The 13,988-nt window shown below is 62.7% G+C and carries 12 protein-coding genes; 6 read left to right on the top strand and 6 right to left on the bottom strand.

Annotated elements, in window-relative coordinates:
- Nucleotides 1-47 precede the first annotated feature (47 nt).
- The 6 genes from JWJ88_RS12650 to JWJ88_RS12625 all read left to right on the top strand — a co-directional run bounded on the left by JWJ88_RS12650 (nucleotide 48) and on the right by JWJ88_RS12625 (nucleotide 6,487).
- Nucleotides 48-743 carry a corrinoid protein gene (locus tag JWJ88_RS12650; protein WP_205295310.1) on the top strand — a complete coding sequence of 232 codons (696 nt, stop codon included), beginning with the start codon at nucleotides 48-50 and terminating at the stop codon, nucleotides 741-743.
- Between the two features lie 163 nt (nucleotides 744-906).
- The gene (locus JWJ88_RS12645) at nucleotides 907-1,479 is read left to right on the top strand and encodes a DUF1638 domain-containing protein (RefSeq protein ID WP_322985206.1); all 573 of its coding nucleotides are present in this window, start codon (nucleotides 907-909) and stop codon (nucleotides 1,477-1,479) included.
- A 196-nt stretch (nucleotides 1,480-1,675) separates the two neighbouring features.
- The gene (locus JWJ88_RS12640; RefSeq protein ID WP_205295309.1) at nucleotides 1,676-2,266 is read left to right on the top strand and encodes a methylenetetrahydrofolate reductase C-terminal domain-containing protein; all 591 of its coding nucleotides are present in this window, start codon (nucleotides 1,676-1,678) and stop codon (nucleotides 2,264-2,266) included.
- Entirely contained in the window at nucleotides 2,263-3,429 is a 1,167-nt protein-coding gene (locus JWJ88_RS12635) for a methylenetetrahydrofolate reductase (RefSeq protein ID WP_205295308.1), read from the top strand. Before JWJ88_RS12640 ends, JWJ88_RS12635 begins: the two co-directional genes overlap by 4 nt.
- 31 nt (nucleotides 3,430-3,460) lie before the next feature.
- The gene (locus JWJ88_RS12630; protein WP_205295307.1) at nucleotides 3,461-4,408 is read left to right on the top strand and encodes a methyltetrahydrofolate cobalamin methyltransferase; all 948 of its coding nucleotides are present in this window, start codon (nucleotides 3,461-3,463) and stop codon (nucleotides 4,406-4,408) included.
- Nucleotides 4,409-4,423: 15 nt separating this feature from the next.
- Nucleotides 4,424-6,487 carry an ASKHA domain-containing protein gene (locus JWJ88_RS12625; RefSeq protein ID WP_205295306.1) on the top strand — a complete coding sequence of 688 codons (2,064 nt, stop codon included), beginning with the start codon at nucleotides 4,424-4,426 and terminating at the stop codon, nucleotides 6,485-6,487.
- Between the two features lie 174 nt (nucleotides 6,488-6,661).
- On the opposite strand, the gene JWJ88_RS12620 is transcribed toward JWJ88_RS12625, so the two are convergent.
- The 6 genes from JWJ88_RS12620 to JWJ88_RS12595 form a co-directional block, all read right to left on the bottom strand.
- Nucleotides 6,662-7,546 (bottom strand): alpha/beta hydrolase, encoded by an 885-nt coding sequence (locus tag JWJ88_RS12620; RefSeq protein ID WP_205295305.1) that lies wholly within the window; start codon nucleotides 7,544-7,546, stop codon nucleotides 6,662-6,664.
- Complete coding sequence (locus JWJ88_RS12615) at nucleotides 7,543-9,144, bottom strand: ABC transporter ATP-binding protein (protein ID WP_205295304.1); 1,602 nt, start codon at nucleotides 9,142-9,144, stop codon at nucleotides 7,543-7,545. The genes JWJ88_RS12620 and JWJ88_RS12615 overlap by 4 nt, the downstream gene beginning before the upstream one ends.
- A 4-nt stretch (nucleotides 9,145-9,148) precedes the next feature.
- Nucleotides 9,149-9,931: an ABC transporter permease gene (locus JWJ88_RS12610; protein WP_240200237.1), complete on the bottom strand. Its 783-nt coding sequence runs from the start codon at nucleotides 9,929-9,931 to the stop codon at nucleotides 9,149-9,151.
- Nucleotides 9,932-10,007: 76 nt separating this feature from the next.
- A complete protein-coding gene (locus JWJ88_RS12605; RefSeq protein WP_205295302.1) occupies nucleotides 10,008-10,973 on the bottom strand; it encodes an ABC transporter permease in 966 nt (321 codons plus the stop codon).
- Nucleotides 10,970-12,421 (bottom strand): carnitine 3-dehydrogenase, encoded by a 1,452-nt coding sequence (locus JWJ88_RS12600; protein ID WP_205295301.1) that lies wholly within the window; start codon nucleotides 12,419-12,421, stop codon nucleotides 10,970-10,972. The genes JWJ88_RS12605 and JWJ88_RS12600 overlap by 4 nt, the downstream gene beginning before the upstream one ends.
- Nucleotides 12,418-13,986 carry an ABC transporter substrate-binding protein gene (locus tag JWJ88_RS12595; RefSeq protein ID WP_205295300.1) on the bottom strand — a complete coding sequence of 523 codons (1,569 nt, stop codon included), beginning with the start codon at nucleotides 13,984-13,986 and terminating at the stop codon, nucleotides 12,418-12,420. The genes JWJ88_RS12600 and JWJ88_RS12595 overlap by 4 nt, the downstream gene beginning before the upstream one ends.
- Nucleotides 13,987-13,988: the final 2 nt, after the last annotated feature.

Raw genomic sequence — 13,988 nt, 5'->3', positions numbered from 1 at the left:
ACTCGCCGATATCTGCCCCGCACATCATTGCTTTCCGGAGTCTCAGGATGTCTGACAACGCACTCAACCTCTCTGATCTCAACAATGAGGACCTTGTGCAGCAGATGCGCGACGACCTTTACGATGGCCTCAAGGACGAGGTCGAGGAGGGCACGAATATTCTGCTTGCACGCGGCTGGTCGCCTTACGACGTGCTGACCCAGGCTCTGGTCGAGGGCATGCGCATCGTAGGAGAGGATTTCCGCGATGGCATCCTGTTCGTTCCCGAAGTGCTGCTTTCGGCAAATGCCATGAAAAGTGGGATGAATATCCTGCGCCCGCTGTTGGCCGAATCCGGCGCACCCCAGCAAGGTAAGCTGGTCATCGGAACCGTAAAGGGTGATATCCACGATATCGGCAAGAATCTCGTTGGCATGATGATGGAGGGTGCCGGTTTTGATGTCATCGATATCGGCATCAATAACCCGGTGGAAAACTATCTTGCCGCGATTGAAGAGCACAAACCGGACATCCTGGGTATGTCAGCGCTGCTGACAACGACCATGCCCTACATGAAGGTGGTGATCGATGCGATGAAGGAAAGGGGCATACGCAACGATTGCTTCGTGCTTGTCGGTGGCGCACCACTTAACGAGGATTTCGGCAATGCCGTCGGCGCCGACGCCTATTGCCGCGACGCAGCCATTACGGTCGAAATGGCCAAGGATTTCATGAAGCGCAGACACAATATCCACGCAGGCTGACACGATGCAGCCGCTTGCGCAGGTCTGCAACCGGTCTACGACAGAGCGGATGGCCAGCTTTCCACCGGCCAATTCCAGTGGCCGTGAATGCGCAAGGTAATCCGGGGTGGCAGAGTACATGCAGCGCACGACACCAGAAAAGGTTCTCGTCATCGCCTGCGGCATGCTGGCGCGCGAGATATTGGCGGTGAAGTTGGCGCTCGGGCTCATCCATCTCGACCTGCAATGCCTGCCGGCCTCATTGCACTTCCATCCGGCGCGCATCCCTGGCGCTGTTGACGCGGCTGTCGGCGAGGCCAGGAAAGCAGGCTATGAGCACATCTTCATCGGCTACGCCGATTGCGGCACCGGCGGCTTGCTCGACAAGGTTCTGGAAAAACACGGTGTTGCACGGCTGGAAGGGCCGCATTGCTTCGCTGTCTATCAAGGTGCCGAGGCATTTGCGGCAGTGGCGGAAGCCGATACCACCTCGTTTTACATGACGGATTTCCTTTGCCGCCAGTTCGATGCGTTCTTCATCCGGCCCCTTGGCCTCGACCGTCACCCGGAACTGGCCCGCGACTTCTTCGCCAACTACCAAAAGGTCGTCTATCTTGCCCAGACCGAGAATCCTCGGTTGGAGCTGGTGGCGAGGAACGCGGCTGCCATGCTGGAACTCGATTACGAGAAGCGCGTCACTTTCCTTGGCGATCTGGGGCCGGCACTGACACGGGCTGCCTCCTGCACCGAAATATGACAGGTCGCTTTTGGAACTGTCGCCGTCGCGCGGTGGCAAGCTGACGAACACGCTTGCGGCGATGCTCCGGATATATGGGGAAAGGCCGATCCCGATGGCCGGGATAATGCCAAGGCCGCTAAAGCGGTTGCAGCTACCCGACCGGGAACACTCACACGGGCGCCGGAGGGCGCTTATCGCAGCAGGCGGGAAAAGGATGACCGACAAAACGAATATTGCGATTGTCCCGGCAACGCGCCAAAGACAAATCACGGCTGCAAATACCGGCAAGCCTCCGGTGCCCTGGCCACAAAAGCACCAACCCCTGTGCTGGTCGCTACGCCTTTGGTCGGTACGTCATTCGCGTGGCCTTGAACGATTGTATCGCGTTTTCGCCAAAGTCTTCCTGACGCTTCACCCATTATGGGGGAGGATTGGATATTCACGCGCCGAAAGGCCAATCGGGTTCATCGAAAAACGAGTAAAGGGTGTTCTGTTCGACTGCCGCATGTGCGGACAATGCATCCTGTCTTCGACCGGCATGTCCTGCCCGATGAACTGCCCCAAGCAGTTGCGCAACGGTCCCTGCGGCGGCGTCCGTGCCGGCGGCCATTGCGAGGTAAGGCCCGATATGCCCTGCGTTTGGGTCAAGGCGTGGGAGGGCTCGCGCAATATGACGCATGGCGACCTGATATTGCGGGTTCAGAAGCCGGTTGATCAGTCGCTTTTCGAAACTTCGTCATGGTTGCGTACGACCGCAAAAGCCGCGGCCGAACAGGACAGGTCCCGGATGGGGGATACGGCATGAAGCCCTTGCAACATGATCGGGAAAACCTGCCGCAGCAGGACGAAAACCCGGTCGGCGCACATCTGCCGCTTGATCCGCTACCGGGTCATTCCTCGCGCGGGCGTCTTGAAAGGGTGTTGCGGCGCGGCGAATTTGCCGTCACGACCGAGCTGAACCCGCCCGACAGTGCCAATCCGGAAGACGTTTACGAACGGGCAAAGGTGTTCGACGGCTGGGTGGACGGGATCAACGCCGTCGATGCCTCGGGCGCCAACTGCCATATGTCGTCGGTCGGCATCTGCGCGCTACTAACCCGCATGGGCTATGCCCCCGTCTATCAGATATCGTGCCGCGACCGGAACCGTATTGCGATCCAGGGCGACGTGCTGGGCGCGGCGGCCATGGGCGTGCAGAACGTGCTGTGCCTGACCGGCGACGGCGTACAGGCGGGTGATCAGCCGGGTGCCAAGCCGGTTTTCGACCTCGATTGCATGTCACTGCTGGAAACCGTGCGCACCATGCGCGACGGGCAACGGTTCCTGTCGGGCCGCAAGCTGACGACCCCCCCGGCGATGTTCCTTGGCGCGGCGATCAATCCGTTCGCGCCACCCCGGGAATTCCGGCCGCTGCGGCTCGCCAAGAAGATCGACGCCGGGGCGCAGTTCGTGCAGAGCCAGTATTGTTTCGACGTTTCGATGTTTCGCGACTACATGGCCCGCGTCCGCGATCTGGGCCTGCACCGGCAATGCTTCATCATGTGCGGCGTGGGGCCGCTGACCTCGGCCAGAACCGCGCGGTGGATGCGCGCCAACGTGCCGGGCGTGCATATCCCCGATGCGGTGATCGCGCGGCTGGAAGGCGCGGTGGACCAGAAGCGCGAGGGCAAACGGCTGTGCATCGACATCATCGACGAGGTGAAAGAGATCGAGGGCGTGGCGGGCATTCACGTCATGGCCTACCGGCAGGAGGAATATGTCGCCGAGATTGTCCATGAATCGGGCATCCTGAAAGGCCGCAGGCCATGGCGGCGCGAACCCAAGGCCGACGACGCCCTGATGGCCGGGCGGCTAGACCACATTCTTCACGACACCCGGCTGGAAACGCCGCAGCAGATCCTGCGCGACATCGGCAGCAGGGATGAGGACGCGGCGGCCGGGCCCGGCCCCTCGGCACCCACCACATGAAGCAGCCTCATACATTCTGGAGGAAAGATTTATGACCCGCACCATCGTCGCGTCTGCGACAAGGGAAATCGCCATCGGCTTCGACCGGCCGTTCTGCGTCATCGGCGAACGCATCAACCCCACGGGGCGCAAGAAGCTGGCCGCCGAGATGGTCGAGGGCAATTTCGAGACGGTCATCAAGGATGCGCTGGAACAGGTGGCGGCGGGTGCGACCATGCTTGACATCAATGCCGGCGTCACAGCCGTCGATCCCAATGCAACCGAACCGGACCTGATGGTCCGGACGTTGCAGATCGTGCAGGATCTCGTCGATGTCCCGCTGGCCATCGATTCCTCGGTCACGGCAGCCATCGAGGCCGGGCTAAAGGTCGCCAAAGGCCGGCCTTTGATCAATTCCGTCACCGGCGAGGAGGAAAAACTTGAAGCCATCCTGCCGCTGGCGCGGAAATACGACGTTCCGGTCGTCGCCATTTCCAACGACGAAACCGGCATCTCGATGGATCCGGACGTGCGTTTCGCGGTGGCACAGAAGATCGTCCGGCGTGCCATGGATCATGGCATCAAGCCCGAGGACGTGGTGGTCGATCCGCTGGTGATGCCGATCGGTGCACTGGGCGACGCCGGACTTCAGGTTTTCGCGCTGGTGCGGCGCCTGCGCGACGAACTGAAGGTAAACACGACCTGCGGCCTGTCCAACATCTCATTCGGTCTGCCCCATCGCCACGCTATCAATGCCGGCTTCATCCCCATGGTCATCGGCGCGGGCATGACAAGCGCCATCATGAACCCTTGCCGCCCGCAAGAGATGGAGGCCGTGCGCTCTGCCGACGTGCTTGCCGGTGTCGACCGGGATTGCGCGACATGGATCCGCACCTACAGGGATTTGCGGCCCGGCGAACATGCGGCACCTGCATCGGTTCCAGCGGCGGGTGGCGGCAGGCGCGGCGGCCGCGGGGCGCGCTTGGGCGCACAGGGCTGAAGGTGATCCGACGCCATGGCCAACGCCTCTGATCCCACGGATCCGCTGGTCCTGTTCATGCCGTCGGGCAAGCGCGGGCGCTTTCCGGTCGGCACCAATCTGCTTGAGGCGGCACGCCTGCTGGGCGTCAATATCGAAAGCGTCTGCGGCGGCCGCGCCACCTGCGGGCGCTGCCAGATCGAGGTGCAGGAGGGCGGCTTCGCCAAACACGGCATCGTCTCCTCCTGCGACCACATATCGCCCAAGAGTGGCCGGGAAGCGCGCTATGAAAGCATACGCAGCCTGCCGGTAGGCAGGCGGCTTTCCTGCTCGGCCACCATTCAGGGCGATCTCGTGGTCGCGGTGCCGCAAGATGCGGTCGTCAACGCACAGGTGGTGCGCAAGGCCGCCAGCGACCGCCTGATCGAGCGCAACCCCGCGGTGAGGTTATGCTATGTCGAGGTGGACAAGCCCGACATGCACAAGCCGCTGGGCGATCTTGACCGGCTGAAGGCAATGCTGACCAGGGATTGGGGCATTCACGACCCCGCCGTGCCGCTGCGGCTGCTGCCGCAGCTCCAGAAGATCCTGCGCAAGAAGAACTGGGGCGTCACGGTCGCGATCCATCACGACGACAACGGGGCGCGTCCCGAAATTCTCGCCATCTGGCCGGGCCTGCACAACAAGGCTTACGGCATCGCCTGCGACATCGGCTCGACCACCATAGCGCTGCATCTGTTATCGCTGCTGTCGGGCCGCGTGGTCGCATCCTCGGGTGTATCGAACCCGCAGATCCGTCTCGGTGAGGATCTGATGAGCCGCGTTTCCTATGTGATGATGAACCCGGGTGGTTGCGAGGCGATGGCCCTGGCCGTGCGCGAGGCCGTCAACGGGTTGATCGGCCAAGTTTGCACTGAAAGCGGCGTGGACGCGGGCGACATCCTTGATGCCGTTTTCGTGGCCAACCCGATCATGCATCACCTGTTTCTTGGCATCGACCCGACCGAACTGGGGCAGGCACCTTTCGCACTGGCCGTTTCTGGCGCGATCCATGCTTCGGCAGCCGAACTCGGCTTGCAGGCCAATGAGGGCGCGCATGTCTACCTGCTGCCCTGCATCGCCGGCCATGTCGGGGCTGATGCCGCCGCAGCCACGCTGGCCGAGGGCCCGCACCGGCAGGATCGGATGATGCTTCTTATCGATATCGGCACCAATGCCGAGATCGTCCTTGGCAACGGCCAGCGTGTCATCACCGCCTCGTCACCCACCGGCCCGGCTTTCGAGGGCGCGGAAATCTCGTCCGGCCAGCGCGCCGCCCCCGGCGCGATCGAGCGGGTCAGGATCGACCGCGAAACGCTGGAGCCTCGTTTCCGTATCATCGGTTCGGAACTGTGGTCGGATCAGCCGGGTTTCCCGGAGGATGCGGTAAGGCTGGGCGTTACCGGGACCTGCGGTTCGGCAATCGTCGAGGTGGTGGCCGAGCTGTATCTTTGCGGCATTGTCTCGGAAGACGGTGCCATCGACGGCGCGCTGGCCGCGCGCAGCCCGCGCATCGTCGCGAACGGCCGGACTTTCTCCTACCTGCTGCACGACGGTTGCCCACAGATCACCGTCACGCAAAACGACGTACGCGCGGTCCAGCTTGCCAAGGCCGCACTTTATGCCGGCATCCGGTTGCTGATGGAAAAGCAGGGCGTGGCTGCCGTGGATATGATCCGGCTGGCCGGCGCGTTCGGCTCTTTCATCGATCCGAAATATGCGATGGTGCTGGGCCTGATCCCCGACTGCGACCTGTCCGAGGTCCGGGCGGTCGGCAATGCCGCCGGCACCGGTGCGATGATGGCGCTGCTGAACCGCGACTGCCGCCGCGAGATCGTCCAGACGGTCCAGCGTATCGAGAAGATCGAGACCGCCTTGGAGCCGCATTTCCAGCAGCTTTTCGTCGATGCCATGACTTTGCCACACAAGGTCGATTCGTTTCCCAACCTCGTGAAAGAGGTAAGGCTGCCGCCGCATAATGAAGCGAACGACGGCTGTGCGGACAGCATGCATCGCCGCCCCGGCCGCAAGAAGCGTCCGACCCCGCGCTGGCGCCGCTGACACTGCTGCTTGCGCGTCTTCATTATAGAAAACCTCCGATCCGCAAGCCGGAAAGGCTGGTCGCAGGCCGCCGCAACGCCCATCTGCGGGCCCGGCCAAGATAGACTGGACCTCCAGTTCCAAACGATCAAGAGCGCCATCCGGCTGTCTGCTTGACTGCTGGATGGCAGCAGCTCAGGGCGGATCCAGCGCGGCCAAGGTCGCGATCTTTGCAATAACCGCCTGAAAGCTGCGCCTTGCCCTGTCGCTGCTGCGGCGCGCGCGCAGGTAGCCGTGGGGCAACTCGGCCTCGTTGCGCAGATGCACGGTATTGCCCGCCTTGCGCAGCCGGGCAGCATAGTCGCGCCCGTCATCGCGCAGCGGATCGATATCCGCTGTCACTATGAAGGCAGGCGGCAGACAGGACAGATCCGCCACCTGCAACGGACGAGCCAGCGGGTCCGTGACCGGACGCTCACCATGCAGCAGCCGGTGATAGGTAAGGATATCCACGCTTCTTAGCAGCGGGGCCTCGGCATTTTCGGTATAGGACGGCGCGTGGCCGTCGCCGCCAAGCCCGGGATAGATCAGCACCTGCCCAAGTGGTGCGTGGCGCCCCCGTTCCGACAGGCAAAGCGCCGCCGTCAGCGCCCCACCCGCACTGTCGCCCACGACGATGCCCGGCCGGGACAAAGCCCGCCAGACTGCGCGGGCATCGTCAAGCTGCGCGGGCCAGCGGTGTTCAGGCGCAAGCCGGTAATCCACCGCTATCACCTGCAACCCGGTCGCATCGGCTATGTCCGCACAGACGTCGTCATGACTATCCAGCCCGCCGACCACAAAGCCGCCGCCATGCAGATAAAGCACGAAAACCGGCGTTTCCGCCCCATAGACACGGCAGCGCACACCGCCGATATTGTGGTCTGCGACCTGAAGCCCATCTGGACGCGGTCCGCGAAACACTGCGCACATCGCATCGTAATGGCGGCGGTTGTCATCGGGGCCTGCACCATTCGCCTCGGCCGGATAGGCGGCTTCTGTTGCGGCGATGAAATCCAGCACTTGCGGGTCGCTGATCATGCGACACCTTCGGCGATGCGGCGGGTCAGCCAGTCGGGGTCGGGTTGGGGCACCGATGCCAGCAGTTCGACCGTATAGGGATGGCGCGGCGGGTCCAGGACCTCGGCCTTGCCACCACGATCCATGACCTCTCCCTGGCGCATGACGACAACCTCGTCCGCGATGGCCCGGACAGTGGAGATGTCATGAGTGATGAACATATAGGTCAGCCCTTGTTCATCCTGCAATCGGCTGAGAAGGCGAAGGATTCCCTCGGATACCAGTTGATCCAACGCACTTGTTACCTCGTCGCAGATGATGACCTCGGGGTTGGCTGCCAGCGCGCGGGCAATGCCGATGCGCTGCTTTTGTCCCCCCGACAATTCGCCGGGCAGACGGTCGAGGAAACGCTTGGGATCCAACTCTATCTGGTCCAGAAGCTGCGCCAGCCGTTCGTCGCGCGCCCGCCCGGTCAGGTCGGTATAAAAGCTCAGCGGGCGCGACAGGATCTGGCGGACGGTCTGGCGCGGGTTTAGTGCGGTATCGGCCATTTGATAGATCATCTGCACCTGCCGCAACTGTTCGCGGCTGCGGTCGGAAAAGCGCGGGGGCAGGGTCTGGCCATTCAGCTCGACCCGGCCCTTGATCGGGGGCAACAGGCCGGTAATGACGCGCGCCGTGGTCGATTTTCCCGAACCGGATTCGCCGACGACCGCCACCGTTGCCCCTTTCGGCAACGAAAACTCGACATCCTTCAGCACCAGCGCCGAACCATAGCCCGCCGTGACATCCGCGATGCGGATCGCCGCGTGGCTGGATTGCGGCAGCGCGCGCTCGGGCCTCTGGAAGTCGCGCACAGCCCACAACGAACGAGAATAATCTTCGCGCGGGGCCTGCATTATCTGGCGGGTCGGCGCCTCTTCGACCTCGCGGCCGTGGCGCATGATCTTGATGCGGTCGGCCATCTGGGCGACGACGGCAAGGTCGTGGGTGATATAGATCGCCGCCGTACCGAAGTTTTCCACCGCCTGCCGGATCGCGGCCAGCACGCCGATCTGCGTCGTCACGTCCAGTGCGGTCGTCGGTTCGTCAAAGACGATAAGGTCGGGGCGGCAGGCCATCGCCATTGCGACCATCGCCCGCTGCAACTGCCCGCCCGAGACCTGATGCGGAAAGCGCAGGCCAAAATGGTCGGGGTCGGGCAAGTGCATCTGGGCGTAAAGCTGCCGGGCAAAGGCCTCTGCTTCTGCGCGCTTGGCCGTATGGTGAATTTTCGGGCCTTCGCAGAACTGTCCGATCAGCCGCCATGCGGGATTGAAGCTCGCTGCCGCCGATTGCGCGACATAGGCGATGCGACACCCGCGAAAGGCGTTGCGTCGGGAATCGGGCAGCGCCAGCAGGTCGGTGCCGTCGAATACGACCTTGCCGCCGGCAAACCGCAGTCCCGGCGCGGCATAGCCCATCGAGGCCAGTCCAAGCGTCGATTTCCCCGCCCCGGATTCGCCGATCAACCCGACGACCTCGCCCTTGGCGACCTGCAGATCGACGCCGTGCAGGATCGGGGTCCAGCCGTCGTCGGTTCGTGCCTCGATCTTGAGGTTCTGGATATCAAGCAGCATGGCGTCAGTCCTTCAGGCCAGAGGCGTGGTGCAGCATCCAGTCCACGACAAAGTTGACGGCAACGGTCAGCACCGCGATGCAGGCCGCGGGCAGCAGGGGCGTGGAATCACCAAAGGCGATCAGCGCCGCATTGTCGCGCACCATGCCACCCCAGTCCGCCATCGGCGGCGGCAGGCCAAGCCCAAGGAAGCTGAGCGCGGAAATCGTCAGAAAGACAAAGCAGAAGCGCAGGCCGAATTCCGCGATCAGCGGCGCGGCGATGTTGGGCAGCACCTCGTGGCGAATGATCCACCATGTGCCTTCGCCACGCAGGCGGGCGGCCTCGACGTAATCCATGACGATGACGTTCATCCCGGTGGCGCGGGTCAGCCGGTAAACCCGCGTCGCATCCAGAACGGCGATGACGATGATCAGGTTCCAGATGCCCGGGCCAAGCGCGGACAGCGCCAGCAGGGTAAAGATCAGTGCGGGAACGGCCATCAGGATATCAACGATGCGCGACAGGATCATGTCGGGCCAGCCGCCAAGCGCCGCGGCCAGCAGCCCGGTGGTCGCACCGATCACAAAGGCCAGCACGGTTGTGGCCAGCGCGACGCCGACGGTGTTCCTTGCCCCCCAGATCAGTCGGGATGCCAGATCGCGGCCTAGGTTGTCGGTGCCCAGCAGATAGTTGCTGCCCCAGGGCTCAAACTGGGCGCCGACGATTTCGGCCTCGCCATGGGGTGCCAGCAGCGGTGCAAAGATCGCGATCACGGCGTAGGCGGCGATGATCGCAATCCCAAGCATGGCCGTGATCGGTATCGTCCGGACCAAGCGCCAAGCTGAGGTGCCTAATCTGCGAGGGGGGGCGGTCACCATCGTCCTACCTCGCATGCAGCAGTCGCGGATTGGTGGCGATCGCCAGCACGTCCGCGATGATGTTGAGCAGGATATAGACCGCCGCAAAGATCAGTGCGCAGGCCTGCACGACCGGTATGTCGCGGTTGCTGACGCTGTCGACCATCAGTTGGCCAAGGCCTGGATAGACAAAGACCACCTCGACGATGACGACGCCGGTGATCAGCCATGCGATGTTCAGCGCGATCACGTTGATGATCGGTGCCAGGGTATTGGGCAGCGCATGGTGGGTTACGATGCGCCAGCGCGACGCGCCCTTCAGCCGGGCCATGGCGACATAGGGCGCGCCAAGGACGTTGACGACGGCCGCCCGCGTCATCCGCATCATGTGGGCGGTAACAACCAGCACCAGCGTCAGCGCGGGCAAGAAGGCTCGCGACAGCATCTCGCCCAGCCCCGGATCGACGCCGGGATCGGCGATGGACGGAAACCAGCCCATCTGCACCGACAGCCAGAACATCAGGATATAAGCGATAAAGAATTCAGGAAACGAGATCGCGGACAGCGTTGCCACGTTGGCGATGCGATCAAACCATGTTCCGCGCCACAGTGCCGCAAGCAGTCCAAGGAGGACTGCGATAGGCACCGCGATCACTGCCGCATAAGCGGCCAGAAACATCGTATTGCCCAGCCGCGCCGCCAGCAGGTCCGAGATCGGCCGGCCATTCGCCAGCGATGTGCCGAAATCGCCGGTCAGGATGCCGCTGATCCAGTCGAAATATCGGGTGACCAGCGGCTGGTCCAGCCCAAGGTCACGACGCAGCGCGGCCACCGTTTCCTCAGTGGCGGACTGACCAAGGATCTGCTGCGCGATATCGCCCGGCAGCAAGCTGACCGCCAGAAAGACGAGAATCGATATGATGAAGAGCGTGAAGAGACCAATGGCGAGCCGTGACACGATCATGCGGGTCAGGGGGGAACTTGTGCTCATTCCGCCCCCTGCGTGCAAAGGGTGCGGATCCCCGCTCCGGCATGGTCAGGCAGGGGGCCGGTTTCCTTCCGGGCGATCTCCTCCAGACGGTGCTGAAACTGGTGGGGCATGGAGGTCGAGCGACCCTTGGCCGTATCGACAAAGACCAGCATGTGTTCGCCGGTCGCAACCTCGTCGCCATTGTCGCGCAGGATATGGTGATGCAAGCGAAAGCGCTTGGCGTCATGGCCCAGCAGACGGGTTTCAACGCGCAGTTTCTCACCAGCCTTCACCTCGGCCAGATGGCGGATGTGGGTTTCGACCGTGTAGGCCGAGAAGCCCTTGGCGATCCAGGACTCGTCCAGTCCCATATGGATAAGGAATGCGTCCGTCGCATCGCCGAAAACCTGCAAATAGCGGAATTCGGTCATATGGCCGTTGTAATCGACCCACGACGCGCCGACCCGCGCCTGATGCAGCATCAAGGGATAGGTCGACGGTGCCGCAACCTTGCGTTTGTAGAAACGGTTTTCGGCCTCGCGCAGGGGCTGGCCCGCGCCCCAGTCGTTGGCCTTCAGCGCGTGAAAGATGCCGACCAGATTGTCGTCGCGGATGCGCTCCAGTTCACGGATGGAATAGGCACCCGATTGCGCATCGGATTGGCTGGCGATCTGGTCGATCAGCGCATCGTCCAGATCGGGAACATCCATCAGCTTGGTCCAGGGCCATTTCAGCGCAGGTCCGAATTGCGCCAGGAAATGTCTCATCCCTGCCTCGCCACCGGCGATGCGATAGGTCTCGAACAGGCCCATCTGCGCCCAACGCAAGCCAAAGCCGTAGCGGATGACATCGTCGATTTCTTGTGTCGAGGCGATGCCGTCCTTGACCAACCACAACGCTTCGCGCCAAACGGCCTCCAGCAGGCGGTCGCCGATATGGGCGTCGATTTCGCGGGCGATGGTCACGGGTTTCATGCCGACCTGCGACAACAGCGCCGAGGCCCGATCCGCCGCCTTTCCGCCGCCCACGACCTCGACTACCGGAAGCAGGTAGACCGGGTTGAATGGATGGGTGACAAGGATGCGGTCCGGATGCTTCGCGCCCTGCCGCAGTTCCGACGGTTTGAAACCCGACGTCGACGAGCCGATGATTGCATCCTTCGGCGCCGCCGCCTCGATTTCCGCAATGATGCGATGCTTGAGATCCAGCCGTTCAGAAACGCTTTCCTGAATGTAATCCATACCCGCCACCGCCTCGGCAATGGAACTGGTCCAGATCAGGCGACCGGGCTCCGGCAAGGGGGCCTGAAACAGCTTGTCATAGGCGCGCGAGGCATTCGCCATCACCTCGCCTACAATTCGCTGCGCTTCCGGGTGCGGGTCGAAGATGCTGACATCATGGCCGTTCAGGATGAACCGCGCGATCCAGCCCCCGCCAATCACGCCGCCACCGATTGCTGCGATCTTCATGCCGCATACCACCTTTCAACCAGTTTCCAGCCATCGAAGAAGCGATCGCCCGCGACCTCGCCATGCGCGACCTTGTCGTTATGCGCATCGACGTAATTGACGAAGACCGGAATGATCGTGCCACCGTCCTGACTGACAAGGCCCTGCATTTCGGTATACATTTCGCGGCGCAGGTTATCGTCCAGCTCGGCCCGCGCCTTCAGCAGCAGTTCATTGAAGTGGGCGTTGTCCCAATGGCTTTCGTTCCATTCCGCGCCCTTGGAATAGACCAGGCTGAACATGTCGTCCTCGGTCGGACGGCCGTTCCAATAGCCGACACAGAACGGCTTTTTCAGCCAGACGTTCGACCAGTAACCGTCCTCGGGCTCACGTTTGACATTGATATTGATGCCCGCCGCCTTGGCCGACTGCTGAAACAACTGCGCCGCATCGACAGCGCCAGTAAAGGCAGCGTTCGAGGTCGACAGCTCCACCGTCAGGTCGCTGAGCCCCGCCTTTTGCAGGTAATGTTTCGCCTTGTCGGGGTCATAGCTGTTTTGCGGCAGGTCGGCCGCATAATAGCGGTTCGCCGGCGCAATCGGGCTGTCATTGGCCACCTGGCCATAGCCGCGCAGCACCTTTTCGATGATTTCCTGGCGGTTGATCGCATGTTTCAGCGCCAACCGGACATTGACGTCATTGAAGGGGGCGACATCACAGAACGCCGGCATGGTGTAATGTGCGGTGCCGGTAGTTTCGACCAGCGTGATGCCTGGACGGCGTTGCAGCAGGTGGATCGTGGACAGGTCGGGGCCGTTGACGGCATCGACCTCGCCGGTCATCAAGGCGTTCTGGCGCGCGGTCGGGTCGTTGATGGTCATCAGCGTGACATCGTCGAACCACGCCCGGTCGGGCTTCCAGTAATCGTCGCGGCGCTTCAGCGTGATGCGGACGCCGGGCTCGTGATCAACCAGCGTATAGCCACCCGTGCCCAACCCCGACTGCCAGTTCAGCGTGCCGTCGCTATTGGCAGGCATGATGATGAAATGGTAATCCGAGGTCAGATAGGCGAAATCGGCATTGCCGCTTTCCAGTTCAAACATCACGACATTGTCGCCATCCGCGCGGATATCCCTGACCTGCGCCAGAGCGCCCTTGGCCCCCGAGACCGTGTTGTCTCCCCGATGGTGGTTGAAGGATGCGACGACATCATTCGCCGTCACCTTGCGCCCGTCACCGAATTGCGCATCGCGGATGCGAAAGGTCCAGATGCGAGCCTCGGCGTCGGGTTCATAGCTTTCCGCCAGTTCGGGAACAGCCTGCCCCTTGGCGTCGATCTCGATCAGGTTGTTGCAAACGGCCAGCATCGCCGTCACCACCGGACCGGCGGCAAAGGTCGCCGGGTCGATCGTGTCCGAGGTCGCGCCCCCGGAATGGCCGATGCGGAACTGGCCGCCCTTTTGCGGTGCCGATTGCGCCAAGGCGCCGCGCGGCAGGATCAGTCCACCCGCCATGATGCCTGTCGCGGTCATGCCGGCAGCCCCGGCCAGCAGACCGCGGCGCGAGATTCCGTTGCGAATCGTCATAT

The sequence above is a fragment of the Paracoccus methylovorus genome (assembly GCF_016919705.1).
Taxonomy (GTDB): domain Bacteria; phylum Pseudomonadota; class Alphaproteobacteria; order Rhodobacterales; family Rhodobacteraceae; genus Paracoccus; species Paracoccus methylovorus.
The sequence above is the reverse complement of the archived record's forward strand: the minus strand, read 5'-3'. Positions and strand labels throughout refer to the sequence as shown.

Excerpts from the sequence above, each read along its gene's own strand:
- JWJ88_RS12635 (WP_205295308.1), top strand. The coding sequence starts at position 2,263 with ATGAAGCCCTTGCAACATGATCGGGAAAACCTGCCGCAGCAGGACGAA.
- JWJ88_RS12595 (WP_205295300.1), bottom strand. The coding sequence starts at position 13,986 with ATGACGATTCGCAACGGAATCTCGCGCCGCGGTCTGCTGGCCGGGGCT.
- JWJ88_RS12605 (WP_205295302.1), bottom strand. The coding sequence starts at position 10,973 with ATGAGCACAAGTTCCCCCCTGACCCGCATGATCGTGTCACGGCTCGCC.
- JWJ88_RS12625 (WP_205295306.1), top strand. The coding sequence starts at position 4,424 with ATGGCCAACGCCTCTGATCCCACGGATCCGCTGGTCCTGTTCATGCCG.
- JWJ88_RS12630 (WP_205295307.1), top strand. The coding sequence starts at position 3,461 with ATGACCCGCACCATCGTCGCGTCTGCGACAAGGGAAATCGCCATCGGC.
- JWJ88_RS12600 (WP_205295301.1), bottom strand. The coding sequence starts at position 12,421 with ATGAAGATCGCAGCAATCGGTGGCGGCGTGATTGGCGGGGGCTGGATC.
- JWJ88_RS12615 (WP_205295304.1), bottom strand. The coding sequence starts at position 9,144 with ATGCTGCTTGATATCCAGAACCTCAAGATCGAGGCACGAACCGACGAC.
- JWJ88_RS12640 (WP_205295309.1), top strand. The coding sequence starts at position 1,676 with ATGACCGACAAAACGAATATTGCGATTGTCCCGGCAACGCGCCAAAGA.
- JWJ88_RS12645 (WP_322985206.1), top strand. The coding sequence starts at position 907 with ATGCTGGCGCGCGAGATATTGGCGGTGAAGTTGGCGCTCGGGCTCATC.
- JWJ88_RS12650 (WP_205295310.1), top strand. The coding sequence starts at position 48 with ATGTCTGACAACGCACTCAACCTCTCTGATCTCAACAATGAGGACCTT.
- JWJ88_RS12620 (WP_205295305.1), bottom strand. The coding sequence starts at position 7,546 with ATGATCAGCGACCCGCAAGTGCTGGATTTCATCGCCGCAACAGAAGCC.
- JWJ88_RS12610 (WP_240200237.1), bottom strand. The coding sequence starts at position 9,931 with ATGCTTGGGATTGCGATCATCGCCGCCTACGCCGTGATCGCGATCTTT.